The sequence below is a fragment of the Xanthomonas sp. DAR 80977 genome (genome assembly GCF_041240605.1).
Lineage (GTDB): Bacteria > Pseudomonadota > Gammaproteobacteria > Xanthomonadales > Xanthomonadaceae > Xanthomonas_A > Xanthomonas_A bundabergensis.
Genome location: NZ_CP162487.1, coordinates 3,490,352 through 3,515,029 on the forward strand (window position 1 = coordinate 3,490,352; position 24,678 = coordinate 3,515,029).

A 24,678-nucleotide genomic window follows, 5' to 3' on the forward strand; every position below is an offset into this window, starting at 1 on the left:
GTAGCGCGGATTCTAAGCCCTGATCGGTTCAGGGCGGCGTTCATCGCTGACTCATTCGCCGCGCTCCAACCGGGCGATCTCCTCGGCACGGGCGGCCAGGATGAGCGCAGCGGCGCGCTCCTGGTCCAGGTCCTCGATGCCGAACTCGAGGATTTCGTCGGCAGCCAGATCCGACAGGTCCTCGCTGGTGCGCACGCCATGGCTGGCCAGCGCGTAGGCGGTGGCCTCGTCCATGCCTTCCAGCGACAGCAGATCCGCCGCCGGCACGCCGCTGTCGTCGCTTTCCTCGGCGGCCAGCGCCTCGTTGAGCAGCGCATCGCGCGCGCGGGCCCGCAGCTCCTCGACGATGTCCTCGTCGAAGCCTTCCACCGCCAGCAACTCGCCGACCGGCACGTAGGCGATTTCCTCGACCGAGTTGAAACCCTCGGCGACCAGGATCGCGGCGATCTCCTCGTCCACTTCCAGCTTGTCCATGAACAGCTGGCGGGCGACGGCCTGCTCGGCCTCGGACTTGGCCGCGACCTGCTCGGCGGTCATCACGTTGAGCTGCCAACCGGTCAGGCGGCTGGCCAGGCGCACGTTCTGGCCGCCCTTGCCGATCGCCTGCGCCAGCCGGTCTTCGGCCACCGCCAGATCCATCGAGTGCTTCTCTTCGTCGACGATGATCGACTGCACCTCGGCCGGCGCCATCGCGTTGATGACGAAGTTGGCCGGGTTGTCGTTCCACAGCACGATGTCCACGCGCTCGCCGTTGAGCTCGTTGGACACCGCCTGCACGCGCGAACCGCGCATGCCGATGCAGGCGCCGATCGGATCGGTGCGGGTGTCGTGCGCCAGCACCGCGATCTTGGCGCGGTCGCCCGGATCGCGCGCGCAGGCCTTGATCTCGACCAGGCCCTGGCCCACTTCCGGCACTTCCAGCTTGAACAGCTCGATCATGAATTCCGGCGCGGCGCGGCTGATGAACAGCTGCGGGCCGCGCGGCTCCGAACGCACCTCGGCCAGGTAGCCGCGCACGCGGTCGCCGGCGCGCAGCACGTCGCGCGGGATGCCCTTGTCCTTGGGAATGAAGGCCTCGGCGTTGCCGCCCAGGTCGACATAGATGTTGCCGCGCTCGGCGCGCTTGACCACGCCGGTGACCAGCTCGCCGACGCGATCCTTCCACGCGTCCACCACCTGCTGGCGCTCGGCCTCGCGCACGCGCTGCACGATCACCTGCTTGGCGGCCTGCGCGGCGATGCGCCCGAAATCCGGGTTCTCGATCTGCTCTTCGATGTAGTCGCCCACATCCACGCCTTCGGCTTCGTCGACCGCGTCCATCAGGCGGATCTGCCGGTCCGGCGATTCCATCACCACGTCGTCGGCCACCACTTCCCAGCGGCGGTAGGTTTCGTAATTGCCGTCCTTGTGATCGATGGTGACGCGCGTCAGCACGTCCTGATCGGGGTAGCGCTTCTTCGCCGCCGAGGCCAAGGCGGCCTCGATCGCGTCGAAGATCACTTCGCGCGGCACGCCTTTTTCGTTGGCCACCGCGTCGACTACCAGCAACAGTTCCTTGCTCATTCTTTCGCTCCGCGCGCAGCCTTGTCGGCCGCCGGTTCGTTGGATGGTTTCTTATTGGGTTTTGCGGTCTTGCCGGCCGGCTTGGGCGCCTTGCCCGGCGGCCTGGGGCTCTTGCCCGGCTTGGTCGGGGCCAGGCCCAGCGCCGCCCAGTCGGGCAGGATCCGCGCCTTGTCGATGTTGTCGAAGTCCACCGCCAGTTCGGCGCCGTCGACCTCGAACACGATGCGGCCGGCGTCCGCGTCCACCTGGGCGATGCGCCCCTGCAGGCGCCGACGGCCCTGTTGCGGCAGCTTCAACACCACCTTGGCCGACTCGCCCTGGTGGCGCGCGAACTGCTCGGCGCTGAACAGCGGGCGGTCCACGCCCGGCGAGGACACTTCCAGCGTGTAGTTGCCGCTGATCGGATCTTCCACGTCCAGCTGCGCCGACACTTCGCGGCTGACCCGCTCGCAATCGTCGATGTTGACGATGCGTTCGGGCTGTTCGGCCAGCGGCACGTCGATATACAGGCGCAACGTGGCGCCGCCCGGGGCCGGCAGGTACTCCGCCCCCAGCAGTTCCAGGCCCAACGCGTCCACGGTCGGGCCCAGCAGATTCGCGATTTCGTTTGCCTTGTCGCTCACAGCCTGCCTTGCATCTGAATGAATGAAAATCGGTCCTGGCGGCTTTCCCGGACCCCGGAAACGACAAAGGGCCCGTTGGGCCCCTTGTCCGGTACGACTCCGGTAAAGCTGGATTCCGGTTGCAAAGACGGGAACATGCGTCTTCGCGAAGCCCAGATTTCCCTACCGCAGGCAACCGATGCACTGGTTGCCGCCGTAGACAAATATGGTAGCGGGGGCAGGATTTGAACCTGCGACCTTCGGGTTATGAGCCCGACGAGCTGCCAGACTGCTCCACCCCGCAGCAGAAGCGGAATTATGAAGAACCAGCGCGATTATTGCAAGCCCTGATTTTTCATCCGACCCGGTGGCGATGCCGCCGGTCTTCGAGGCACATGATAACCGCAAGCGACCGAAAGCGGAATAGCGATAGCGTCGCTCGATGCACAAACGACAACGCCGCCAGGATGGCGGCGTTGTCGCAAACAGCTTGAAAACAGCGCTTTCGCGCGATCAGGCAAGGTGCGCGAAGGCGCGCTGGCACCACGCCATCAGCGGGCTCCAGGCCAGGCCCAGCGCCAGCAAGCCGATCGCATTGACCCCCAGCACCACGCCGAGCACGCGGTCGTCGTTGGCCGGCAACGGCTCGCCGACCGGCTCGTCGAAATACATCACCTTGATCACGCGCAGGTAGTAGAACGCGCCGATCACCGCGCACAGCACCGACAGGATCGCCAGGCCGGTCCACCACAGGTTGTCGGTCGGCACCGCGACCACCGCGCCGAGCACCGCCAGCTTGGCCCAGAAGCCCAGGAACGGCGGCACGCCGGCCAGCGAGGCCATGATGCACAGCACCAGCAGCGCCATCCACGGGTTGCGCGCGTTCAGGCCCTTGAAGTCGTCGATGTGCTCGGCCTCGAAGCCCTTGCGCGACATCGCGATGATCGCGCCGAACGAGGCGGTGGACATCACCGCGTAGCAGATCGCGTAGAACAGCGCCGCCGCATAGCCGCGCTCGCCGCCGCCGGCCACGCCGAGCAGCAGGAAACCGATGTGCGAGACGGTCGAATACGCCAGCATGCGCTTGAGGTTGCTCTGCGCCAGCGCCATCAGGTTGCCGACCAGCAGCGACAGCGCGGCCAGGCCGCCGACCACCCAGTGCCACTGCTCGGCCAGCGGGCCCAGGCCCACTTCCAGCAGGCGGTAGGCCATGCCGAACGCGGCCAGCTTCGACGCCGAGCTGATGAACAGCGCGATCGGCGCCGGCGCGCCCTGGTACACGTCGGGCAGCCACATGTGGAACGGTGCGGCGCCGAGCTTGAAGGCCACGCCGGCGATCATGAAGATGGTGCCGGTCAGCAGCAGGGTGCGCTCCTGGCTGCTGCCGATCGCCTCGTGGATGCCGCTCAGGCTCAGCGTGCCGGTGGCGCCGTAGATCAGCGACATGCCGTACAGCAGCAGGCCCGAGGCCAGCGAACCGAGCACGATGTACTTCATCGCCGCCTCGGTGGCCATGCCGTTGTCGCGGTTCGAGGCGACCAGCGCGTACGAGCACAGCGCCAGCAGCTCCAGGCCCAGGTACACCATCAGCAGGCTGCCGGCCGAGACCAGGATCATCATGCCGACCGTGGCGAACAGCACCAGCACCGGGATCTCGCCCTGGTACAGCTTGCGCTCGCGCAGGTAGCTCCAGCCGTAGATCAGGGTCAGCGCGCTGAGCCCGACGATCACCGTCTTCATCACGTCGGCGGCGGCGTCGCGCACGAACATGCCGTTGAACACCTCGCCCTGCCCGCCCACGCCGGCGAGCAGCATCGCGAACACCGCGACCAGGATCGCCACCGAGACGATATGGGTCCAGGCCTTGTTGCGCTCGCTGACGAACAGATCGAGCATCAGCAGGGCGAAGGCGCCGGCGGTCAGCACCAGCTCGGGGAGCAGGGGCGGCAGATCGACGGCGGTCAGGGGCAGCAGCGCAGGGGTGGTCATCATCAAATCTCTGGAATCATTTCGCTCGACGGCCCGATTACAGCTTGCTGGTGGCGATCTGCGCCGCCAGCTTTGCGATCGAGGGTTCCATCAGGTCGGTCAGCGGCTTCGGATACAGGCCCAGGGCCAGCACGCCCACCGCGAACACGCCCAGCACCAGCGCCTCGCGGCCGTTGATGTCCTTCAGCTCGGCCACGTGCGCATTGGCCACTTCGCCGAAGAACACGCGCCGGTACAGCCACAGGGTATAGGCGGCGGTGATCACCAGGGTGGTCGCCGCGGCGAAGGCGAGCAGCGGGTGCGCCTGGAAGCTGGCCATGATGACCATGAACTCGCCGACGAAACCGCTGGTGCCCGGCAGGCCGGCATTGGCCATGAAGAACAGCATCGCGAACGCGGCGAACCACGGCATCACGTTGGCCACGCCGCCGTAGTCGGCGATGCGGCGGGTATGCATGCGGTCGTAGAGCACGCCGACGCAGGAGAACATCGCGCCGGACACGAAGCCGTGCGAGATCATCTGCACCATGGCGCCCTGCAGGCCCAGGCGCGCGGCGTCGGTGCTGCCGAAGCCGACCAGGGCGAAGGCGACGAAGGTGCCGAGGGTGACGAAGCCCATGTGCGCGATCGACGAATACGCGATCAGCTTCTTCATGTCGTCCTGCACCAGCGCGACCAGGCCGACGTAGATCACCGCGATCAGCGACAGCGCGATCACCAGCCAGGCCCATTCGTTGCTGGCGTCGGGCAGGATCGGCAGGTTGAAGCGCAGGAAGCCGTAGCCGCCGATCTTCAGCGCGATCGCGGCCAGGATCACCGAACCGGCGGTCGGCGCCTCGACGTGCGCGTCCGGCAGCCAGGTATGCACCGGGAACATCGGCACCTTGACCGCGAACGCGATCAGGAACGCGAAGAACAGCCAGGTCTGCTCCTTGGAGCTGAGCGACAGCTGGTACAGGTCGGCGAGCTGGAAGCTGCCGCCCTTCAGGTACAGGTAGATCAACCCGACCAGCATCAGCACCGAGCCGAGGAAGGTGTACAGGAAGAACTTGACCGCGGCGTAGATGCGGCGCGGGCCGCCCCAGATGCCGATGATCAGGAACATCGGGATCAGCATCGCCTCGAAGAACACGTAGAACAGCATCGCGTCGGTGGCGGCGAAGATGCCCACGGTGACGCCTTCCAGGATCAGGAACGCGGCCACGTACTGGTTGACGCGCTTCTCGATCGAGGTCCAGGCGCCGATCAGCGCCAGCACCGTGACCAGCGTGGTCAGCACGATCAGCGCCACCGCGATGCCGTCGGCGCCGAGGTTGTAGCCGATGTCGTAGGCCGGGATCCACGCATGGGTCTCGACGAACTGCAGCGCGTCGCTGGCGTAGTCGAAACCGGTGAGCAGCGGGATGCTCAGCGCGAAGGTCAGCAACGCGACCAGCAGCGACGCCCAGCGCGCCGCCTTGGCGTCGCGCAGCGCGAGGATCAGCGCGCCGCCGAGGATCGGCAGCCAGATCAGGAGAGTAAGCAGGGGCCAGTTCGACACGTGTTCTTATTCCGTACAGGTCAACGCCAGAAATGCATCAGCACGCCCAACAGGGCAATGAGACCGATGATCATCGCGAAGGCGTAGTGATAGAGGAAACCGGATTGCGTGCGACGCAGCAGATTGGCCGCCAGGTCGATCACGCGCGCGGTGCCGTTGACCATGACGCCGTCCACGACATGCGTATCCACCGCACGCGACACCTTGCCGAGGCCGAGACCGGCGCCGGCGAAGCCGTTGATCCAGAGCTTGTCCAAACCGTACTTGTTCTCGAGGATCCACACCGGCAGCGAGAACGTCTTGCGCGCCTTCGCCGCCAGTTCCGGCTTCCACAGGTACAGGATCCAGGCCAGGGCGAAGCCGGCCAGGGTCAGGAAGAACGGCGGCTGGGTCAGGCCGTGCAGCGCGAACGCGACCGGGCCGTGGAACTCCTCGGCCAGCGCGCCGACGGTGTCGCGCGCCGGGTTGTAGAAGTCGACGATGCCGCTGAAGAAGCCCAGCGCCTGGCCCTTGATCGCCGCCGCGGCGTGGTGCCCGGCCCAGTCGGTGCCGAACAGCATCGGGCCGATGGTGAAGAAGCCGATCGCGATCGACGGGATCGCCAGCAGCACCAGCGGCACCGTCACCACCCACGGCGACTCGTGCGGTTCGTGCGCGCCGTGGTGGCCATGGCCGTGGTCGTCGTGCGCATGGTCGTCGTGCGCATCGTGGGCATGGGCCTGCGCCTCGGCGTCGGTGTGCGCGCCGTCGTGGTGCGCGTGCGCCTCGTGCGCATGCGCATCGCGGAAGCGTTCCTTGCCGTGGAAGGTCAGGAACAGCAGGCGGAAGCTGTAGAAGCTGGTGACCAGCACGCCGCCGAGCACCGCCCAGTAGCCGTAGCTGGCGATGCTCCAGAACGGGGCGCCATGCGCGTGGTGCTGCGCCGCCTCGATGATCGTGTCCTTGGAGTAGAAGCCGGCGAAGAACGGGGTGCCGACCAGCGCCAGGGTGCCGATCACGCTGGTCCAGTAGGTGACCGGCATGTACTTGCGCAGGCCGCCCATCTTGCGCATGTCCTGCTCGTGGTGCATGCCGATGATCACCGAGCCGGCGGCCAGGAACAGCAGCGCCTTGAAGAAGGCGTGGGTCATCAGGTGGAACACCGCCGCCGAGTACGCCGACACGCCCAGCGCCACGGTCATGTAGCCCAGCTGCGACAGCGTCGAATAGGCGACCACGCGCTTGATGTCGTTCTGCACGATGCCGATCAGGCCGGTGAAGAACGCGGTGGTGGCGCCGACGAACAGCACGAAGTCCAGCGCGGTCTGCGACAGCTCGAACAGCGGCGACATGCGCGCCACCATGAAGATGCCGGCGGTGACCATGGTCGCGGCATGGATCAGCGCCGAGATCGGGGTCGGGCCTTCCATCGAGTCGGGCAGCCACACGTGCAGCGGCACCTGCGCCGACTTGCCCATCGCGCCGATGAACAGGCAGATGCAGATGATGGTCGACACGTTCCACGGATGGCCCTGGAACAGCTGCACCTGGGCCAGGCCGCCGGCCGCCTCGCTGCCGAGCACGGCGGTGGCGTTGGCGAACACGGTGGAATAGTCCAGCGTGCCGAACCACAGCAGCACGCCGGCGATGCCGAGGATGAAGCCGAAGTCGCCGACGCGGTTGACCAGGAACGCCTTCATGTTGGCGAACACCGCGCTCGGGCGCTTGAACCAGAAGCCGATCAGCAGGTACGACACCAGGCCCACCGCTTCCCAGCCGAAGAACAGCTGCAGGAAGTTGTTGCTCATCACCAGGCTCAGCATCGAGAAGGTGAACAGCGAGATGTAGCTGAAGAAGCGCTGGTAGCCCGGATCGTCGGCCATGTAGCCGATGGTGTAGACGTGCACCAGCAGCGACACGAAGGTCACCACCACCATCATCATCGCGGTCAGCCGGTCGACCATGAAGCCGACGTGGGCCGAATAGTGGCCGACCTCGAAGAAGGTGTAGACGTTCTGGTTGAACGGCGCCGCGCCCTGCCCGACCAGCTGGTACAGGGTCCAGCACGACAGCGCGCAGCTGACCGCCACGCCGAGGATGGTGACGAGCTGGGCGCCCTTGCGGCCGACCTGGCGGCCGAACAGGCCGGCGATGATGCTGCCGAGCAGCGGCGCAAGCACCACCGCGATCAGCAGACTCTTGGAGAGAGTGATTTCCATCTACGGGTCAGCCCTTCAGCGAATCGACTTCGGCCACGTTGATCGTGTGGCGGGTACGGAACAGCGTCACCAGGATCGCGAGGCCGATGGCGGCCTCGGCCGCGGCCACGGTCAGGATGAAGAACACGAACAGCTGACCGGCGGCGTCGCCGAGCTCGCGCGAGAACGCCACGAAGTTGATGTTGACCGACAGCAGCATCAGCTCGATCGACATCAGCAGCACGATGACGTTTTTGCGGTTGAGGAAGATGCCGGCCATGCTGATGCAGAACAGCACCGCGCCGAGCGCCAGCAGGTGACCTAGGGTGATCATGGCTGGCCCTCCTGCGGTGCCGGGGCCGGGGTGTGGAGCGTGGGCTGCTCGGCGTCCATCTTGACGATGCGCAGGCGGTCGCCGGCCTTGACCCGGGCCTGGTCGCCGGGGTTCTGGGTCTTGATGCCGGTGCGCTTGCGCAGGGTCAGCATCACCGCCGCCACCACCGCCACGGTCAGGATGATCGCGGCGAACTCGAACGGCAGCAGGAACTGGGTGAACAGGGTCTTGGCCAGCCAGGTGATGTTGGAGGTGTCGGCGGCCTGCGCGGCGGCGTTGTCGGCCGGGAACGGGGTGGCGGTCCGCGCCTTGACCCCGATCAGGGTGACCATCTGCACCAGCATCGCCACCGCCACCACCAGCCCGACCGGCAGGTAGCGCACCCAGCCCTGGCGCAGCCGCGCGGTATCGATGTCGAGCATCATCACCACGAACAGGAACAGCACCATCACCGCGCCGACATAGACCAGCACCAGGGTCACGCCGAGGAACTCGGCGCCCACCAGCAGCCACACGCAGGCGATGGAGAAGAAGGTCAGGATCAGGCACAGCACCGCATACACGGAGTTGCGCACGCTGATCACCGCGCCGGCGGAGACCGCGGCGATGGTGGCGAAGATCCAGAAAGCGATATTTACCCAATCCATTTCGGGACCTCAGCGGAAGGCGGCGTCGGCGGCGCGGCGCTCGGCGATCTCGGCCTCGAGCCGGTCTCCGATCGCCAGCAGCTGCGGCTTGGTGACGATGTTCTCGCCGCGGTTCTCGAAGTGGTACTCGAGCACGTGGGTCTCCACGATCGAGTCCACCGGACAGCTTTCCTCGCAGAAACCGCAGTAGATGCACTTGAACAGGTCGATGTCGTAGCGCGTGGTGCGGCGGGTGCCGTCCTCGCGCTTGGCCGAATCGATGGTGATCGCCAGCGCCGGGCACACCGCCTCGCACAGCTTGCAGGCGATGCAGCGCTCCTCGCCGTTGGGATAGCGGCGCAGCGCGTGCAGGCCGCGGAAGCGCACCGACTGCGGGAACTTCTCCATCGGGTACAGCACGGTGTACTTGGGACGGAACGTGTACTTCAGGGTCAGCCACAGGCCGCCGAGCAGCTCCAGCAGCAGCAGGCTCTTGAAGTAATGGGTGACTTTATTCATCGCTTACACGCCCTTGTGGATCACGCCGTAGAACACCATCAATGCCGTCACCGCGATCCACACGATCGTCAGCGGGATGAACACCTTCCAGCCCAGGCGCATGATCTGGTCGTAGCGGTAGCGCGGGAAGCTGGCGCGGAACCAGATGTAGGCGCTGGCGAAGAACAACACCTTCATCAGCAGCCACGGCCAGCCGCCGGTCCAGATCCAGTTGAGCCACGGCGAGACGTCCGCGCTGACCCAGCCCTGGATCGGGCTCAGCCAGCCGCCCAGGAAGAAGATCGAGACCAGGAAGCTGACCAGGATCATGTTGGCGTATTCGGCCAGGAAGAACAGCGCGAACGCGCCGCCCGAATACTCGACCATGTGCCCGGCGACGATTTCCGACTCGCCCTCGACCACGTCGAACGGCGCGCGGTTGGTCTCGGCCACGCCGGACACCCAGTACACGATGAACAGCGGGAACAGCGGCACCAGGAACCAGTCGAAGAAGCCGGAGTTGCCGGCCTGCGCCGCGACGATCGTGCTCAGGTTGAGGCTGCCGGCGGCGATCATGACCCCGACCAGGGCGAAGCCCATCGCGATCTCGTAGCTGACCACCTGCGCGGCCGAGCGCATCGCGCCCAGGAACGCGTACTTGGAGTTGGACGCCCAGCCGGCCAGGATGATGCCGTACACGCCCAGCGAGGTCATCGCCAGCAGGTACAGCAGGCCGGCGTTGGCGTTGGACAGCACCAGCTTGGCGTCGAACGGCACCACCGCCCAGGCCGCGAACGCCGGCGCCAGGGTGATCAGCGGCGCGATCACGAACATCGCCTTGTGCGAGCTGCTGGGCTGGATGATCTCCTTGAACAGCAGCTTGAACACGTCGGCGAAGGCCTGGAAGATGCCCATGCCCACGTACATCGGCCCGTGGCGCACGTGCATCCAGCCGATCAGCTTGCGCTCCCAGACCACGTAGAACGCCACCGAGATGATCACCGGCATGGCGATCAGCAGGATCTTCAGCACGATCCACAGGACCACGCCGATCGCGCCCAGGCCGACGAACCACTGGTGCAGCGGATCGACCACGTTCAACAGCATCTCGTTCATGCAGCCACCACCGTTACCCGGCCGGCACCGATCGGCGCCGTCGCACCATGGCCGGATTCGATCCAGGCCACCCCTGCCGCGACCCGCGGATCCAGCACCACCGGCAGCGTCGCGTTGCCGACGGCGTTGCCGACCTTGACCACCTGCCCGGCGGCCACGCCCAGTTGCGCGGCATGCTCGGGATGCAGGCGGATCGCCGGCGCGTCGTTGAGCGGATGCGACTGCAGCGCGGTCGCGCGGCGCACCACCGCATCGGTGCGGTAGATCGCCGGCGTCGCCGCCACTTCGATGCCCTCGCCGGCCGCGGCGGCCTGCGCCGAACCGCGCAGGCTCACGCTGCGCGGCTGCACGCCGGCGCGCAGGCCGGCCAGGTCGGTGAAGTCGAAGCCGGCCAGCTGCAATTCGCCGCCGAGCGCACGCAGCACGCGCCAGCCTTCGCGCGCCTGGTCCGGCAGCTTGCCGGCGGCACGCGCGAGCTGCTCGACGCCGTCCAGGTTGGTCAACGTCGCGTCGATCTCCGGCAGCGCGCCGATCGGCAGGATCACATCGGCGACGTCGCGGGTGGAGGCGCAGGCGAAGTGGCTGAACGCCACCACCTTGGCCGCACCCAGCGCGGCGCGCGCGGCGCCGGCGTCGGCGAAGTCCAGGCCCGGCTCGATGCCGTACAGCAGGTAGGCGCTGCGCGGCTCGGCGAACATGCCGGCCACGTCGCGCGCGCTCGGCAGCACGCCCAGCCGGGTCAGGCCGAGCGCATTGGCGCCCTGCGGCACGCGGCACAGCGCCGCGCCGGTGGCGGCGGCGAAGTCGCGCGCGGCGGCGCGCAGCGCGGCGGCCTGCGGATGGTTCTCGACCAGCGCGCCGACGATCAGCACCGCACGCCCGGCCGCGCCCTGCACCGCTTCGCGCAGCGCCGCATCGGCGAGCGCGGCGGCGAAACCGGACGGGGCCACGATCTGCTTGCCCGCCTGGTCGAAGGCGAAATCGAAATCGACCGGATTGATCGAGTACACGCGCGCCTGGCGCTGCATCCGCGCCTTGCGGATGCGGGCGTGCAGCAGCGGCAGCTCATGCCGCAGGTTGCTGCCCAGCACCACGATCACGTCGGCCTGCTCGATCTGCGCCAGCGGCACCGCGAACGGCTCGGCCACGGCGGCGTCGGAGAAATCGCGGTTGCCGATGCGGTGGTCCAGGTTGCCGCTGCCCAGGCCGTCGGCCAGGCGCGCCAGCAAGGCGCCTTCCTCGTTGGAGGTGGCCGGGTGCGCGAGCACGCCCAGCGCATCGCCGCGGTTGTCGCCCAGGATCTGCGCGGCGGCGGCCAGGCCGTCGGCCCAGGACACTTCCTGCCACTGGCCGTCGATCTTGCGCAGCGGCCGCGTGGCGCGGTCGGCGGCGTACAGGCCCTGGTGCGAATAGCGGTCGCGGTCGGACAGCCAGCACTCGTTGACCGCCTCGTTGTCGCGCGGCACGGTGCGCAGCACTTCGCCGCGGCGCACGTGCAGGAACAGGTTGGAGCCCATCGCATCGTGGTAGCCGAGCGATTCGCGCGCGGTCAGCTCCCACGGACGCGCGCGGAACTGGAACACCTTGTTGGTCAGCGCGCCGACCGGGCACACGTCGATGACGTTGCCCGACAGCTCGGTGGTCAGCGGCTTGCCGTCGTAGGTGCCGATCTGCAGGTTCTCGCCGCGGTACATGCCGCCCAGCTCGTAGGTGCCGGCGATGTCCGCGGTGAAGCGCACGCAGCGCGTGCACTGGATGCAGCGGGTCATCTCGGTGGCCACCAGCGGACCGATGTCCTCGTCCGCCACCACGCGCTTGCGCTCGTTGAAGCGGCTGACCGAACGGCCGTAGCCCAGCGAGACGTCCTGCAGTTCGCACTCGCCGCCCTGGTCGCAGATCGGGCAGTCCAGCGGGTGGTTGATCAGCAGGAACTCCATCACGCTGCGCTGGTACTTCAGCGCCTTCTCGCTGCGCGTGGTGACCTTCATGCCGTCCATCACCGGCGTCGCGCAGGCGGGCGACGGCTTCGGCGACTTCTCCACGTCGACCAGGCACATGCGGCAGTTGGCCGCGATCGGCAGCTTCTCGTGGTAGCAGAAGCGCGGGATCGGGATCCCGGCCTTGTCGGCGGCCTGGATGATCATCGAGCCCTTCGGCACGACCAGGGACTGGCCGTCGATCTCGACGGTCACGTGTCCCTCCGGCACCACGGCCGGGGTCACGCCAGGATTGTTGGGTTGCGCGCTCATGCGGCGGCTGCCTCCACCTTCTTGCCGTCAACCATCGAATGACCGTTGACGATGTAGTACTCGAATTCGTCCCAGAACTGGCGCAGGAAGCCCTGGATGGGCCATGCCGCCGCTTCGCCGAACGCGCAGATGGTGTGGCCCTCGATCTGGCCGGCCACCGTCTTCAGCTGGTGCAGGTCTTCCATCGTGGCCTTGCCGGCGACGATGCGCTCGAGCACGCGGTGCATCCAGCCGGTGCCTTCGCGGCACGGGGTGCACTGGCCGCAGGATTCCTTGTGGAAGAACTGCGAGATGCGGCAGGCGAACTTGACGCAGCACACGCTGTCGTCGAGCACCACGATGGCGCCCGAGCCCAGGCCGGTGCCCAGCGCACGCAGGGTGTCGTAGTCCATCTGCAGGCCCTTGAGCTGCTCGGCCTTGAGCACCGGCATCGACACGCCGCCCGGGACCGCGCCCTTCAGCGTGCGGCCCGGCTTGAGGCCGCCGGCCATCTCCAGCAGTTCGTCGAAGGTGGTGCCCAGCGGCACCTCGAAGTTGCCGCCCTTCTGCACGCAGCCGGACACCGAGAAGATCTTCGGCCCGCCGTTCTTGGTCTTGCTCAGGCCCAGGAACCATTCCGGGCCGTTGCGGATGATCGCCGGCACCGAGGCGTAGGTCTCGGTGTTGTTGATCGTCGAGGGCTTGCCGTACAGGCCGAAGTTGGCCGGGAACGGCGGCTTGTAGCGCGGCTGGCCCTTCTTGCCTTCCAGCGATTCCATCAGCGCGGTCTCTTCGCCGCAGATGTAGGCGCCGGCGCCCAGCGCGCCGTAGATGTCGATGTCCACGCCGCTGCCGAGCACGTTCTTGCCCAGCCAGCCGTTGCTGTAGGCATCGGCCAGGGCCTGCTCGAAGTGCTCGAACGGCTCGTGGTGGAACTCGCCGCGCAAGTAGTTGTAGCCCACCGTGCTGCCGGTGGCGTAGCAGGCGATGGCCATGCCCTCCACCACCGAATGCGGGTTGTAGCGCAGGATGTCGCGGTCCTTGCAGGTGCCCGGCTCGGACTCGTCCGAGTTGCACAGGATGTACTTCTGCGGCGCGCCCTTGGGCATGAACGACCACTTCAGACCGGTCGGGAAGCCGGCGCCGCCGCGGCCGCGCAGGTTCGACTGCTTGACCATCTCGATGACCTGCTCCGGCGCGATCTTCTCTTCGAGGATCTTGCGCAGCGCGGCGTAGCCACCGGTCTTCAGGTAGCTCTCGTACGACCACGGGGTGTCGTAGTGCAGCGTGGTGTACACCACCTGGTGCGGCAGCGGCGCGGGGCCGACCGGGCCGGTGGGAGCGTGGGGATGCTGTGCCATTGCCGTTACTCCAACCCGTCCAGCAGCGCGTCGACCTTGTCCTTGGTCAGGTGCTCGTGATAGTGGCCGTTGATCACCATCATCGGCGCGCCGGCGCAGCCGGCCAGGCATTCCTCTTCGCGCTTGAGGTAGACGCGGCCGTCGGCGGTGGACTGGCCCAGCTTGCAGCCGAGCTTCTTCTCCGCATGCGCGACCAGGTCCTCGGCGCCGTTGAGCCAGCAGCTGATGTTGGTGCAGAAGGCGACGTTGTTGCGGCCGACCTTCTCGGTCTCGAACATCGAGTAGAAGCTGGCGACCTCGTAGGCCCACACCGGCGGCAGCTCCAGGTACTTGGCCACGCCGGCGATCAACTCGTCGGTCAGCCAGCCCTGGTTCTGCTCCTGCGCGGCGTGCAGGCCCTGCAGCACCGCCGAACGCTTGCGGTCCGGCGGGAACTTGGCCAGCCAGTGATCGATGTGCGCGCGCGTCTTCTCGCTCAGCACCACCATCGGATCGACGTCGCGCGCCGCTTCGAAATTACCTGTGGCTTTCATGCGTGAAACTCCGGGACTCGGGACTCGGGACTCGGGACTCGCAAGAGCCCGCGTCCGCCGATGCCCGGACCATGGAAAAGAACAACCGTGTTTACCGAAAAGGAAGCTGCGAACCCGCTGTTGGCGAGTCCCGAGTCCCGAGTCCCGAGTCCCGGCTTCATCGATCCACCTCACCAAACACCAGATCATAGGTACCAATCATCGCCACCACGTCGGCCAGCATGTGCCCGCGCACGATCGCGTCCATCGAGGACAGATGGGCGAAGCCGGGCGCGCGCAGGTGCACGCGGAACGGCTTGTTGGCGCCGTCGGAGGCCAGGTAGCAGCCGAACTCGCCCTTCGGCGCCTCGACCGCGCAGTAGGTCTCGCCGGCCGGCACGCAATAGCCTTCGCTGAACAGCTTGAAGTGATGGATCAACGCTTCCATGTCGTCCTTCATCTCCGCGCGCTTGGGCGGGGCGACCTTGAAGTTCTCGACCATCACCGGGCCGGGGTTGGCCTTCAGCCACTTCACGCACTGCTGGATGATGCGGTTGGATTCGCGCATCTCGGCCACGCGCACCAGGTAGCGGTCGTAGCAGTCGCCGTTGGTGCCGACCGGGATGTCGAAATCGACCGCGTCGTACTTGGCGTAGGGCTGCTTCTTGCGCAGGTCCCACTCGATGCCCGAGCCGCGCAGCATCACCCCGGTCATGCTCCAGCCATAGGCCTGTTCCGGCGTGACCACGCCGATGCCGACGGTGCGCTGCTTCCAGATGCGGTTGTCGGTGAGCAGGGTCTCGTACTCGTCGACCCGGCCCGGGAAGGTGGTGGTGAAGTCTTCCAGGAAGTCGAGCAGCGAGCCCTCGCGCGCGGCGTTGAGCCGCTTCAGCGCATTGCCCTTGTGCCAGCGCGATTCCTTGTACTTGGGCATGCGGTCCGGCAGGTCGCGGTAGACGCCGCCGGGCCGGTAGTAGGTCGCGTGCATGCGCGCGCCGGAGACCGCCTCGTAGCAGTCCATCAGCTCCTCGCGCTCGCGGAACGCATACAGCATCACCGCCATCGCGCCCAGGTCCAGGCCGTTGGAGCCGACCCACATCAGGTGGTTGAGGATGCGGGTGATCTCGTCGAACATGGTGCGGATGTACTGCGCGCGCTCCGGCGCCTCGATCCCCATCAGGGTCTCGATCGCGCGCACGTAGGCGTGCTCGTTGCACATCATCGACACGTAGTCGAGGCGGTCCATGTAGCCGATCGACTGGTTGAACGGCTTGGATTCGGCCAGCTTCTCGGTCCCGCGGTGCAGCAGGCCGATGTGCGGATCGGCGCGGACCACGGTCTCGCCGTCCATTTCCAGGATCAGGCGCAGCACGCCATGCGCGGCCGGATGCTGCGGGCCGAAGTTCATGGTGTAGTTGCGGATCTCCTGCCTGGCTTCGGCGGGGTTGCTGGCGAACGCGTCGTGCGCCTGGTGGTACTCGCTCACTTGGCGGGCTCCTTCTGTGCTTCGCCCGCGGCGGTCTGGTAGCGCGCGTCGTCGCGGATCACGCGCGGCACGCCGACGCGCGGCTCGACCGAGGTCACCGGCTCGTACACCACGCGCTGCCGCTCTTCGTCGTAGCGCACTTCGACGTTGCCGATCAGCGGGAAGTCCTTGCGGAACGGATGGCCGACGAAGCCGTAGTCGGTGAGGATGCGGCGCAGGTCCGGATGGCCGGCGAAGACCACGCCGAACAGGTCGAACGCCTCGCGCTCGAACCAGTTCGCGCCCGGCCAGATGTCGGTGACCGAGGCCACCACCGGCAGGTCTTCGTTGGGCGCGTAGCAGCGCACGCGCAGGCGCTGGTTGTGGCGGTAGGAAATCAGTTGCGCGAGCACCGCGTAGCGCTGCAGCGGCACCGGCAACGGCTGGATCTCGCCGGCGGCCTCGCCGCTGGGGAACTCGCCCCAGGCGAAGCGGCCCATGCCCTTGCCTTCGACGCCACGGCTGAAGCCCTGCGACGACACGTCGGCGGTATCCCACTCGTCGCTGCCGTAGCCCAGGTAGTCCACGCCGCACAGGTCGGACAATTGCTCGAAACCGAACTCGTCGCGCAGCGCCAGGCAGGTGGCGTGCCAGGCGTCGGCCGGCACTTCCAGGGTGACTTCGCCACGCGGGAGGACCACGAACAGCCGGCTGCCCGGAAAACGGGCGCCGAGTCGGTCGCTAAAGGAAGATGCTTGCTCTGCCATGGGGGCTTGGCGTGCTCTTAAGAAGTAAGAGGAATCAGCGCGCGATGGTCTGGGTTCGCCAGATCTTCTTCTGCAGCTGCAAGATGCCGTAGACCAGCGCTTCGGCGGTCGGCGGGCAGCCCGGGACGTAGATGTCCACCGGCACGATGCGGTCGCAACCGCGCACCACCGAATACGAATAATGGTAGTAGCCGCCGCCGTTGGCGCAGCTGCCCATCGAGATCACCCACTTCGGGTCCGGCATCTGGTCGTAGACCTTGCGCAGCGCCGGGGCCATCTTGTTGACCAGGGTGCCGGCGACGATCATCACGTCGGACTGGCGCGGCGACGGGCGGAACACCACGCCGTAGCGGTCCAGGTCCAGGCGCGCGGCGCCGGCGTGCATCATCTCCACCGCGCAGCAGGCCAGGCCGAAGGTCATCGGCCACATCGAGCCGGTGCGCGCCCAGTTCAGCAGCGCATCGACGCTGGTGGTCACGTAGCCCTTCTCGAGCAACGGGTTCTCGCCTTCGGGACGCAGGATGTCGTCCACCCGCCCTTCCGGGATCGGGTTGGTCATCAGGCGATCCAGGGTCTGAATCACTCCCATTCCAGCGCTCCCTTCTTCCACACGTAGATAAAACCGAGGAACAGCATGCCGACGAACAGGCCCATGGTGACCAGGGAGCGAGCGCCCAGGTCCATGAACACCTGCGTCCACGGCACGATGAAGATGATTTCCAGATCGAAGACGATGAACTGGATCGCGATCAGGTAGTAGCGCACGTCGAACTTCATGCGCGCGTCCTCGAAGGCCTCGAAGCCGCACTCGTAGGGCGAGAGCTTCTTCAGGTCGGGACGCCGGGGACCGAGGAACCGTCCCACCAGCATCAGCGCGACGCCGATTCCGGTGGCCACGATCAGAAACAGTAGGGTCGGCAAATATTCGGCCAGCACTCGCAATTCTCTCTTGCCTGTGCCCGCGCGCGTGCCGCGCAGGCATGGGATAGACGATTTTCCAGCAGGGACATGACGTTCCTGCGCAGAAACCGTAGCCAAACAATGGTGCCCAAGAGGGGACTCGAACCCCTACGACCTAAGTCGCTACCACCTCAAGGTAGTGCGTCTACCAATTCCGCCACCTGGGCTTGCGTATCGCGCGCGGCATCCCGCCGCGCAACATATTGTAACCGTCTTCAGTCTTTCTGCGATGGGGCAGGCGACTTTTGTTGTGCATTTTCCGGCGCCTGCTGCGCGGGCGTCGCGGCGGCAGGCACGGCAGCGGCCGGGGCGGCCGACGACGGCGCCTGCGGGATCTGCAGCTCACCGGCCGGGGCGGCCGGCGCCGGGTTGGCGGCCTGCGACATCACGCCGAGATTGGCTTCCGCCGCCGGGCGCGCGCTATGGCCGGCATACCAGGCCATGAACAGGCTGATGCCGAAGAACACCACCGCCAGCCACTTGGTCGACTTGGACAGGAAGTTGGACGCGCCGCGCGATCCGAACACGGTGCCGGACGCGCCCGCGCCGAAGCCCGAACCCGCCGCCGCGCCGGAACCGCGCTGCATCAGGATCAGCGCGATCATCGCGATCGCCACCAGCACGTAGACCACATTGAGGATGACCATCAGCATTTCGAAATCCGTCCGGACAGTACGACTTGAGGTGCGAGCGGCCGCCAGCGCGGCGACCGTTCGGTTAACGGGCGGCCGCCGCTCGCGCGATGGCCAGGAATTCCTCGGCGACCAGCGAAGCGCCGCCGACCAGCCCGCCATCCACATCCGGCTGCGCGAACAGCTCGGCGGCGTTGTCGGGCTTGACGCTGCCCCCATACAGGAGCGGCAGCGAATCAGCGATTCTAGCATCGTGGGCCGCCACTTCGCCACGGATGAAGGCGTGCACCGCCTGCGCCTGGGCCGGGCTGGCGGTACGCCCGGTGCCGATCGCCCAGACCGGCTCGTAGGCGACCACGGCCTTGGCGAAGCCCGGCGCGCCGGCCAGCGCCAGCACCGGCGCCAGCTGCGCGGCGATGACCGATTCAGTCTGGCCGGCCTCGCGCTGCTCCAGGGTCTCGCCCACGCACAGGATCGGAACCAGCCCGGCATGCAGCGCCGCGGCGAACTTGCGCGCGACCAGCTCGCTGCTCTCGTGGTGGTACTGGCGCCGCTCCGAATGCCCGACCAGGCCGTAGTGGGCGCCGACATCGACCAGCATCGCCGCCGACACCTCGCCGGTGTAGGCGCCCTTCTCGTTGCTGCTCACGTCCTGCGCGCCGAAACGCAGCGCCGGGCAGTCGAAGTCCTCGATCAGGTCGCCCAGGTACGGCAGCGGCGGCAGGATCACCACCTCCACGCCCTGCGCCGGCAGGCCGGCGGCCACGTCGCGCATCAAGGCGCTGGCGAAATCGCGGTTGCCATGCAGCTTCCAGTTTCCGGCTACGATCTTGCGTCGCATCGGCGCGTTCTCCGGCGAAAAGTGCCGAAAGGATAGCCCATGCACGGTGAGCGCCGGCACCGCCGCCGGGTCCGCCGCCCTCCCCCGCCGTGACCGATCGCCTGCGAGACCGCCATGCCCCACCCCTCCGGCCATGCCCTGATCACCGGCGCCTCCAGCGGCATCGGCCGCGAGATCGCCCGCGAATACGCGCGCCGCGGCGTGCCGCTGATCCTCAGCGCGCGGCGCGAGGCGCTGCTGCAGGCGCTGGCCGAGGAACTGCGCGCGCAGGTGCCGGTGCAGATCGTGGTCGCCGACCTGGCCGACCCGGCGGCGCCGGCCGCGCTGGTAGCCGAACTGGAACGGCGCGGCCTGGCGGTGCGGATCCTGGTCAACAACGCCGGCTACGGCGTGCCCGGGCGCTTTCCCGACAGCGACTGGGCCACGCATGCCGCGTTCCTGCAGGTGATGGTCGGCGCGGTCTGCGAACTGACCTGGCGCCTGCTGCCGGCGCTGCGCGCCAGCGGCCACGGCCGCATCCTCAACGTGGCCTCGTTCGCCGCGCTGGTGCCCGGCGCCGACGGGCAGACCCTGTACGCGGCGGCGAAGAGCTTCATGCTGCGCTTCAGCGAATCGCTGGCGCTGGAGAACGCCGACCGCGGGGTGAAGGTCTGCGCGCTGTGCCCGGGCTTCACCTGGTCCGAATTCCACGACGTGACCGGCACCCGCGAACAGATGGACAAGCTGCCGCGCTGGGCCTGGCTGCAGGCCGATGCGGTCGCCCGCGCCGGCATCGACGGCGCCGAGCACGGCCGCGTGCGGGTGGTGCCCGGCGCGTTCTACCGCGCGCTGCTGGGCCTGGTCGCGCTGCTGCCGAACGCGCTGCTGTTGCGGCTGATGCGGCGCGGCTCGCAGCGGATCCGGCCGCTGGACTGAGCGCGCGGCCAGCACGTTTTCACCGCTCGCGCGCCGCTGGCGCGTGCGGCCAGCCGCAGCGCCCTGCGCCCGGGCTACTGGTTGACGATCTCGCCCTGCAGCGGCGCTAGCCGTGCCAGCAGCCGGTTCTGGGTGCGGCGCGGGATGCCGCGCCGGTCCATCGCCCAGATCAGATCCTCCACCAGCGCATTGAAGTCGGCTTCGTGGATCGGCAGATGCTGGTGCGCCTGCTTCATCGGCTTGGCCGTATCCGCGCAGGGACCGTCGCTGAGGTGGCAGAACTTCTGCACCAGGCGCTGGTCCAGCATCACGATGTTGACCCGGGCGAAGTGCTGCACGATGCGCGGGTCGTCGGCGATGCGCGACAGCAGCGTCTCGATCAAGGCCTCGATGCCGGGCTGCCCGCCCAACTCGGCATACAGCGTGCGCTGCGCCGGCGGCGCGCTGGCGCAACCGCCGAGCGCCCCCGCCACGACGGTCGCCGCCAGCAGGATCGAGAGCGCCATGCGCATCGGCCAAGTCATGATCAGAACGCCACCTGCAAGGAGAGATAGGGGCCGCGCTGATCGCGCAGCGTCGCCACGTCGCCGAGTTCGGCCCACGCGCCGACCAGGGAGACATGCTTGTTCGGGAACCATGCCACGAACGCATCGGCCCAGGCCTGCTCGCGGGCGAAGCCGAGGTTGTCCGGCTTCTGCCGGTATTCCAGGCCCAGCGCCCACGACGGATCCAGCACCACCGCCACGCTGGCCTCGGCGACCAGCCGGTAGGCGTTGCGGCGATCGCCGCCGAAGCCGAGCAGGCCGGCCTGGTTGGCGCGGGTCGCGCGCACGGTGCCGTTGACCAGCAACTGGTAGCCGCCGGCCGCGTCCAGCCACAGCTTGGCGGCGCTGAGGTAGGCGTCGGTGCCGTGGTCGTCGCGCGCGCCGATCGCCAGCGGCAAGGTGCCGTCGCGCAGCCGCTTGTACTGCACGCCGAGCGCGACCTGCGGCGCCCTGCCGTAGACCAGGTCGCCGCCCACGCGCAGCTTGGCGCCGAACACGTCCTGGCCCAACGCATTCCACGGCAGCGCCAGGCGCTGCTGCAGCGTGCCCAGGTCCAGGCGCTGGCGCGCCAGCGACAGTTCCAGGCGGTTGCCCACGGTCGCGGCCGCGCCCTGCACGTCCAGGCGGTAGCCGCCGCTGTCCAGGTGGGTGGCGAACAACACCGCGCCGTTCTGGTCGCGGGTGCCGTAGCCGGACAAGGCCGCCCACGGCACGATGCCGCCGCCACCGCTGCCCTCGACGCTGGACGCACCGCCGGTGGCCAGCAGCCGCCCCTGCCCGGCCCAGGCCAGCCCCGGCAGCAACAGCGCCGCGGCCAGCGCCGCGCGCGCGCCGCGCGCTCCCCGTGTCATCGCAGCGGCTCCGCGGCGCTGGCGACGTCGCGCCCCGGAGACGCCTGCGGCTGCCGCGCGCACCAGGCCAGCAGCGCCTGCGCATCGAGCGGCGGCGAGTACAGATAGCCTTGCGCCATGTCGCAGCCGTAGCCGCGCAGCAAGGCGGCCGCGGCCGCATGCTCCACGCCTTCGGCGACCACCCGCAGCCCCATGTGGTGGCCCAGGTCGATGGTGCTGCGCACGATCACCGCGTCGTCGCTGTCTTCGGCCAGTTGCATCACGAAACTCTTGTCGATCTTCAGTTCCTGCACCGGCATGCGCTTGAGCTGCGCCAGCGACGAATAGCCGGTGCCGAAGTCGTCGATCGACAGGCGTACGCCGCAGCGGCACAGCTGCTGCAGCATGTGCAGCGCATGCTCGACATCGCGCATCAGCGCGCTTTCGGTCAGTTCCAGGGTCAAGCCCTGCGCCGGCAGGCCATGCCGTGCCAGGCAGCCGCTGACGAATCCGGGCAGGCCCGCATCGGTGAGGTCCAGCGCCGACAGGTTGACCGCAAGGCCCAGCTCCAGGCCCTGCGAGCGCCAGTGCGCCTGGCTGCGCATCGCCTCGTCGAGCACGAACTGGGTGAGCTGGTGGATCATCCCCGAATGCTCGGCCAGCGGGATGAATTCGTCCGGGCCGATCGGCCCGAGCAGCGGATGCTGCCAGCGCAGCAAGGCTTCGACCTGTTCGACCCGGTCGCGGCTCAGGCAGATCTTGGGCTGGAAACGCAGCGACATCTCCTGCCGCGCGACCGCCTGGCGCAGATCGCCGGTCAGGCGCAAGCGGCGCAGGTGCTGCTCGTCCTGCCCGGCGCGATAGACGCAGGCGCCGCTGCCCAGTTGCCGCGCCTGCTGGCGGGCGATGTCGGCGCGGCGCAGCAAAGTGTCGGGGTCGGCGCCGTGCTCGGGAATCAGCGCGATGCCGATGCTGGCATCGGCCAGGATCCGCGCCTGCGGCAGGCTCAGCGGCCGCCGCAGCTGCGCCAGCAGGCCGGCGGCGTAGGCCACCACCGTGGCCGCGTCGCTGTGCGCGAGCACCACCATGAATTCGTCGCTGCCGAGCCGGCCGACCCGGTCCGGCGCCTGCACCGCCGCGGCCAGCCGATGCCCGGTCTCCACCAGCACCTGGTCGGCGAAGTCGTGGCCCAGGCTGTCGTTGAGCTCCTTGAAGCGCTCCAGGTCCAGCACCAGCACCGCCGCCACACCGTCCTGGGCGAGGCTGGCGTCGACCACCGTCTGCAGGTGCTCCAGCAGCGCGGTGCGGTTGGGCAATCCGGTCAACGCGTCGTGGCGCGCCTGGTGCAGGATGTCCTGCTCGCGGCGGGCGATGCGGCGCTGCATGGTGTCGAAGCTGTCGGCCAGCTCGGCCAGTTCCGCCGCCGCGTGCACCGGCAACAGCGCGTGGTAGTCGCCCTGCTGGATGCGCCGCGTCGCCGCGACCAGTTGCGCGACCGGGCGGCTGACCCCGCGCGCCAGCAGGATCGCCACCACCAGCGCGGCCAGCGTGGCCACGCCGGCCAGGATCAGGATGCGCAGCTTCAACAGGCGGTAGGGCGCATCGGCGCGGTCCAGCGAGGCCTGCAGGGCGACCGCGACGCGGCCGTCGTCGGACGCCGGCCGCACCCGCACCAGGTAGCGCGCCTGCCCCAGCGACACCGCCTGCGCGGCGGCCGGCGCCAGCGGCGCGCGCCGCAGCTGCTGCTGGAACTGGCCGGCGCGCTGCGGATCCAGCGTCGAGGCCAGCACCCTGGGCGTGCCCTGCGCGGTGAAGAACGTCGCGTCCAGGCCGGTGGCGTTGTGGAAATCCTGGCCCAGGTCGCCACCGGATTCGCCGCCGATCGCCACCCAGCCCACCCGTTGCGGCGCCAGCACCTGGACCAGCGCCAGGCGCACGATGCGATCGTCCAGCACCACGATGCCGACCGCGCTGCCGTTGCGCTGCGCCTGCCGCAGCAGCGGCTGCACCTGGCGCAGTTGCTGCGCCTGCGGCAGTTCCGACAGCCCGGCCAGGAACTGGCCGTCGGCCGACAGCAGCAAGGCGCTCGGCGCGCGCACGCGCGCGGCGTGGTTGCGCAGCGCCGAGGCCATGGTCGGGATGTCGCCGCTGGTCACCGCGGCGCGGAAGCCGAAGTCGTCGGCGAGCACCGACGCGGACTGCAGCAGCTGCTCGTCGTGGCGCTGGTCGATGCCCTGCCAGACCCGCTCGCCGGTGCGCAGTTCGTCGTCCAGTTGCGCGGCGACGCTGCGCTGGGTCGCCACGTGCACGGCGAGGAAGGTCAAGGCCTGCGCCGCCAGTACCAGCAGCACCAGCAGCGCGGCGATCCGCGTCTGCAGCCGCAGCGGCTTCATCGCGCCGGCGCCGGCGAGGCGCGGCGGAACTTGTCCTGCAGCGCGCGGATGCGCGGATCCACCGGCGCGGCCGGCGCCGGGCCATGCGTGGCCAGCAGCACCCGCTGCCGCAGCGGTTCGCGCGCCACGGTCAGCGGCTGCGCGTAGCCGGCGCCGAGCAGACGCGGATGCCAGACGCGCAGTTCGTAGGCGCCGGGCGGCACCTCCAGCCGCACCTGCGCATCGGCACCGGTGACGGCGAAGTACGGCGTGTCCAGCACCATCACGTAGCCGAGCATCCAATCGTGGATGTTGCAGCCCACGGTCACCAGGCCCGGCTGCTCGAACCGCACCGGCTTGGCGGCGCTGCCCTGGTACAGCGGCAACTCGAAGCGCTTGGCCGGGGAAAACGAATAGACCTGGTGGCGGATCTGGTCGCTGTTGGGGAAGCGCACCCAGGTTCCTGCCTGCACCGCCAGCACCGCGGGCACGAACTGCGAATCGACCTGGTCCATCGTCGCCGCGTTCGCCACCGTCGCCGCGACCTGGCGCGGCGCGGCAGCGGCGGCCGGGTGCAGGCTGACCACGGCATCGGACAGCGGACCGGCCGCATCGGCCACGACCACGGTGACCGGCGCGGCCGCGACCACGGCCGGCAGCAGCGCAGCCAATGCCAGCGCCAGCGCGCGCCAACGGCCGCCGGCGCGGCGCCTGGCCAATCCCGTCTGCCTTGTCATCGCATCCTCGCTGCAGGCCCGCGGCCGCGCCGCCCGGACGCTCCCGGCGGCGCACCGCAGGCGACCCG

23 protein-coding genes and 2 tRNA genes are annotated in these 24,678 nt (G+C 68.5%); 1 reads left to right on the top strand and 24 read right to left on the bottom strand.

The window, feature by feature from the left end:
• Positions 1–51: 51 nt before the first annotated feature.
• From nusA to tpiA, 20 genes are all read right to left on the bottom strand, one after another.
• Positions 52–1,563: a transcription termination factor NusA gene (gene nusA / locus AB3X10_RS14680; RefSeq protein WP_369975890.1), complete on the bottom strand. Its 1,512-nt coding sequence runs from the start codon at positions 1,561–1,563 to the stop codon at positions 52–54.
• Positions 1,560–2,186 carry a ribosome maturation factor RimP gene (gene rimP / locus AB3X10_RS14685; RefSeq protein ID WP_369975892.1) on the bottom strand — a complete coding sequence of 209 codons (627 nt, stop codon included), beginning with the start codon at positions 2,184–2,186 and terminating at the stop codon, positions 1,560–1,562. Before rimP ends, nusA begins: the two co-directional genes overlap by 4 nt.
• Positions 2,187–2,392: 206 nt before the next feature.
• Positions 2,393–2,469: transfer RNA gene (locus tag AB3X10_RS14690), tRNA-Met, on the bottom strand.
• A gap of 209 nt (positions 2,470–2,678) precedes the next feature.
• Entirely contained in the window at positions 2,679–4,154 is a 1,476-nt protein-coding gene (gene nuoN / locus AB3X10_RS14695; protein ID WP_369981842.1) for an NADH-quinone oxidoreductase subunit NuoN, read from the bottom strand.
• A 37-nt stretch (positions 4,155–4,191) separates the two neighbouring features.
• Positions 4,192–5,694, bottom strand: coding sequence for an NADH-quinone oxidoreductase subunit M (locus AB3X10_RS14700; RefSeq protein ID WP_369975893.1), 1,503 nt, complete (start codon positions 5,692–5,694; stop codon positions 4,192–4,194).
• A 20-nt stretch (positions 5,695–5,714) separates the two neighbouring features.
• Complete coding sequence (nuoL, locus tag AB3X10_RS14705) at positions 5,715–7,892, bottom strand: NADH-quinone oxidoreductase subunit L (RefSeq protein ID WP_369975895.1); 2,178 nt, start codon at positions 7,890–7,892, stop codon at positions 5,715–5,717.
• Between the two features lie 7 nt (positions 7,893–7,899).
• Positions 7,900–8,205, bottom strand: a complete 306-nt coding sequence (nuoK, locus tag AB3X10_RS14710; RefSeq protein WP_145700751.1) for an NADH-quinone oxidoreductase subunit NuoK — start codon at positions 8,203–8,205, stop codon at positions 7,900–7,902.
• Entirely contained in the window at positions 8,202–8,852 is a 651-nt protein-coding gene (locus tag AB3X10_RS14715) for an NADH-quinone oxidoreductase subunit J (RefSeq protein WP_369975897.1), read from the bottom strand. Before AB3X10_RS14715 ends, nuoK begins: the two co-directional genes overlap by 4 nt.
• Before the next feature lie 9 nt (positions 8,853–8,861).
• Positions 8,862–9,350 carry an NADH-quinone oxidoreductase subunit NuoI gene (nuoI, locus tag AB3X10_RS14720; protein WP_003467418.1) on the bottom strand — a complete coding sequence of 163 codons (489 nt, stop codon included), beginning with the start codon at positions 9,348–9,350 and terminating at the stop codon, positions 8,862–8,864.
• A gap of 3 nt (positions 9,351–9,353) precedes the next feature.
• Positions 9,354–10,445: an NADH-quinone oxidoreductase subunit NuoH gene (nuoH, locus tag AB3X10_RS14725; RefSeq protein WP_369975899.1), complete on the bottom strand. Its 1,092-nt coding sequence runs from the start codon at positions 10,443–10,445 to the stop codon at positions 9,354–9,356.
• Entirely contained in the window at positions 10,442–12,694 is a 2,253-nt protein-coding gene (gene nuoG / locus AB3X10_RS14730) for an NADH-quinone oxidoreductase subunit NuoG (RefSeq protein WP_369975901.1), read from the bottom strand. Before nuoG ends, nuoH begins: the two co-directional genes overlap by 4 nt.
• Complete coding sequence (gene nuoF, locus AB3X10_RS14735; protein WP_369975903.1) at positions 12,691–14,034, bottom strand: NADH-quinone oxidoreductase subunit NuoF; 1,344 nt, start codon at positions 14,032–14,034, stop codon at positions 12,691–12,693. Before nuoF ends, nuoG begins: the two co-directional genes overlap by 4 nt.
• 5 nt (positions 14,035–14,039) lie before the next feature.
• On the bottom strand, positions 14,040–14,567 hold the full coding sequence (nuoE, locus tag AB3X10_RS14740; protein ID WP_145700760.1) for an NADH-quinone oxidoreductase subunit NuoE: 528 nt from the start codon (positions 14,565–14,567) through the stop codon (positions 14,040–14,042).
• A 157-nt stretch (positions 14,568–14,724) separates the two neighbouring features.
• Positions 14,725–16,032 (bottom strand): NADH-quinone oxidoreductase subunit D, encoded by a 1,308-nt coding sequence (locus AB3X10_RS14745; protein WP_369975904.1) that lies wholly within the window; start codon positions 16,030–16,032, stop codon positions 14,725–14,727.
• Positions 16,029–16,778 (bottom strand): NADH-quinone oxidoreductase subunit C, encoded by a 750-nt coding sequence (locus AB3X10_RS14750; RefSeq protein WP_369975906.1) that lies wholly within the window; start codon positions 16,776–16,778, stop codon positions 16,029–16,031. Before AB3X10_RS14750 ends, AB3X10_RS14745 begins: the two co-directional genes overlap by 4 nt.
• Before the next feature lie 34 nt (positions 16,779–16,812).
• Positions 16,813–17,367, bottom strand: a complete 555-nt coding sequence (locus tag AB3X10_RS14755; protein ID WP_003467428.1) for a NuoB/complex I 20 kDa subunit family protein — start codon at positions 17,365–17,367, stop codon at positions 16,813–16,815.
• Entirely contained in the window at positions 17,358–17,714 is a 357-nt protein-coding gene (locus AB3X10_RS14760; protein WP_145700765.1) for an NADH-quinone oxidoreductase subunit A, read from the bottom strand. The genes AB3X10_RS14755 and AB3X10_RS14760 overlap by 10 nt, the downstream gene beginning before the upstream one ends.
• A 106-nt stretch (positions 17,715–17,820) precedes the next feature.
• A tRNA-Leu gene (locus AB3X10_RS14765) sits at positions 17,821–17,905 on the bottom strand.
• Positions 17,906–17,953: 48 nt separating this feature from the next.
• Complete coding sequence (secG, locus tag AB3X10_RS14770) at positions 17,954–18,391, bottom strand: preprotein translocase subunit SecG (protein WP_369975909.1); 438 nt, start codon at positions 18,389–18,391, stop codon at positions 17,954–17,956.
• A 64-nt stretch (positions 18,392–18,455) separates the two neighbouring features.
• Positions 18,456–19,211 (bottom strand): triose-phosphate isomerase, encoded by a 756-nt coding sequence (gene tpiA / locus AB3X10_RS14775; RefSeq protein ID WP_369975910.1) that lies wholly within the window; start codon positions 19,209–19,211, stop codon positions 18,456–18,458.
• A 114-nt stretch (positions 19,212–19,325) separates the two neighbouring features.
• Here tpiA and AB3X10_RS14780 point away from each other — a divergent pair, with 114 nt between their 5' ends.
• On the top strand, positions 19,326–20,126 hold the full coding sequence (locus tag AB3X10_RS14780) for an SDR family NAD(P)-dependent oxidoreductase (RefSeq protein ID WP_369975912.1): 801 nt from the start codon (positions 19,326–19,328) through the stop codon (positions 20,124–20,126).
• Between the two features lie 74 nt (positions 20,127–20,200).
• On the opposite strand, the gene AB3X10_RS14785 is transcribed toward AB3X10_RS14780, so the two are convergent.
• From AB3X10_RS14785 to AB3X10_RS14800, 4 genes are read right to left on the bottom strand one after another with little or no spacing between them, the layout of a single operon-like run.
• Positions 20,201–20,632, bottom strand: a complete 432-nt coding sequence (locus AB3X10_RS14785) for a group 1 truncated hemoglobin (RefSeq protein WP_369981844.1) — start codon at positions 20,630–20,632, stop codon at positions 20,201–20,203.
• 20 nt (positions 20,633–20,652) lie between these two features.
• Positions 20,653–21,522 (bottom strand): DUF3034 family protein, encoded by an 870-nt coding sequence (locus tag AB3X10_RS14790; protein ID WP_369975914.1) that lies wholly within the window; start codon positions 21,520–21,522, stop codon positions 20,653–20,655.
• Positions 21,519–23,894 (bottom strand): putative bifunctional diguanylate cyclase/phosphodiesterase, encoded by a 2,376-nt coding sequence (locus tag AB3X10_RS14795; RefSeq protein WP_369975915.1) that lies wholly within the window; start codon positions 23,892–23,894, stop codon positions 21,519–21,521. The genes AB3X10_RS14790 and AB3X10_RS14795 overlap by 4 nt, the downstream gene beginning before the upstream one ends.
• Entirely contained in the window at positions 23,891–24,610 is a 720-nt protein-coding gene (locus AB3X10_RS14800) for a methylamine utilization protein (RefSeq protein WP_369975916.1), read from the bottom strand. The genes AB3X10_RS14795 and AB3X10_RS14800 overlap by 4 nt, the downstream gene beginning before the upstream one ends.
• Positions 24,611–24,678 lie beyond the last annotated feature (68 nt).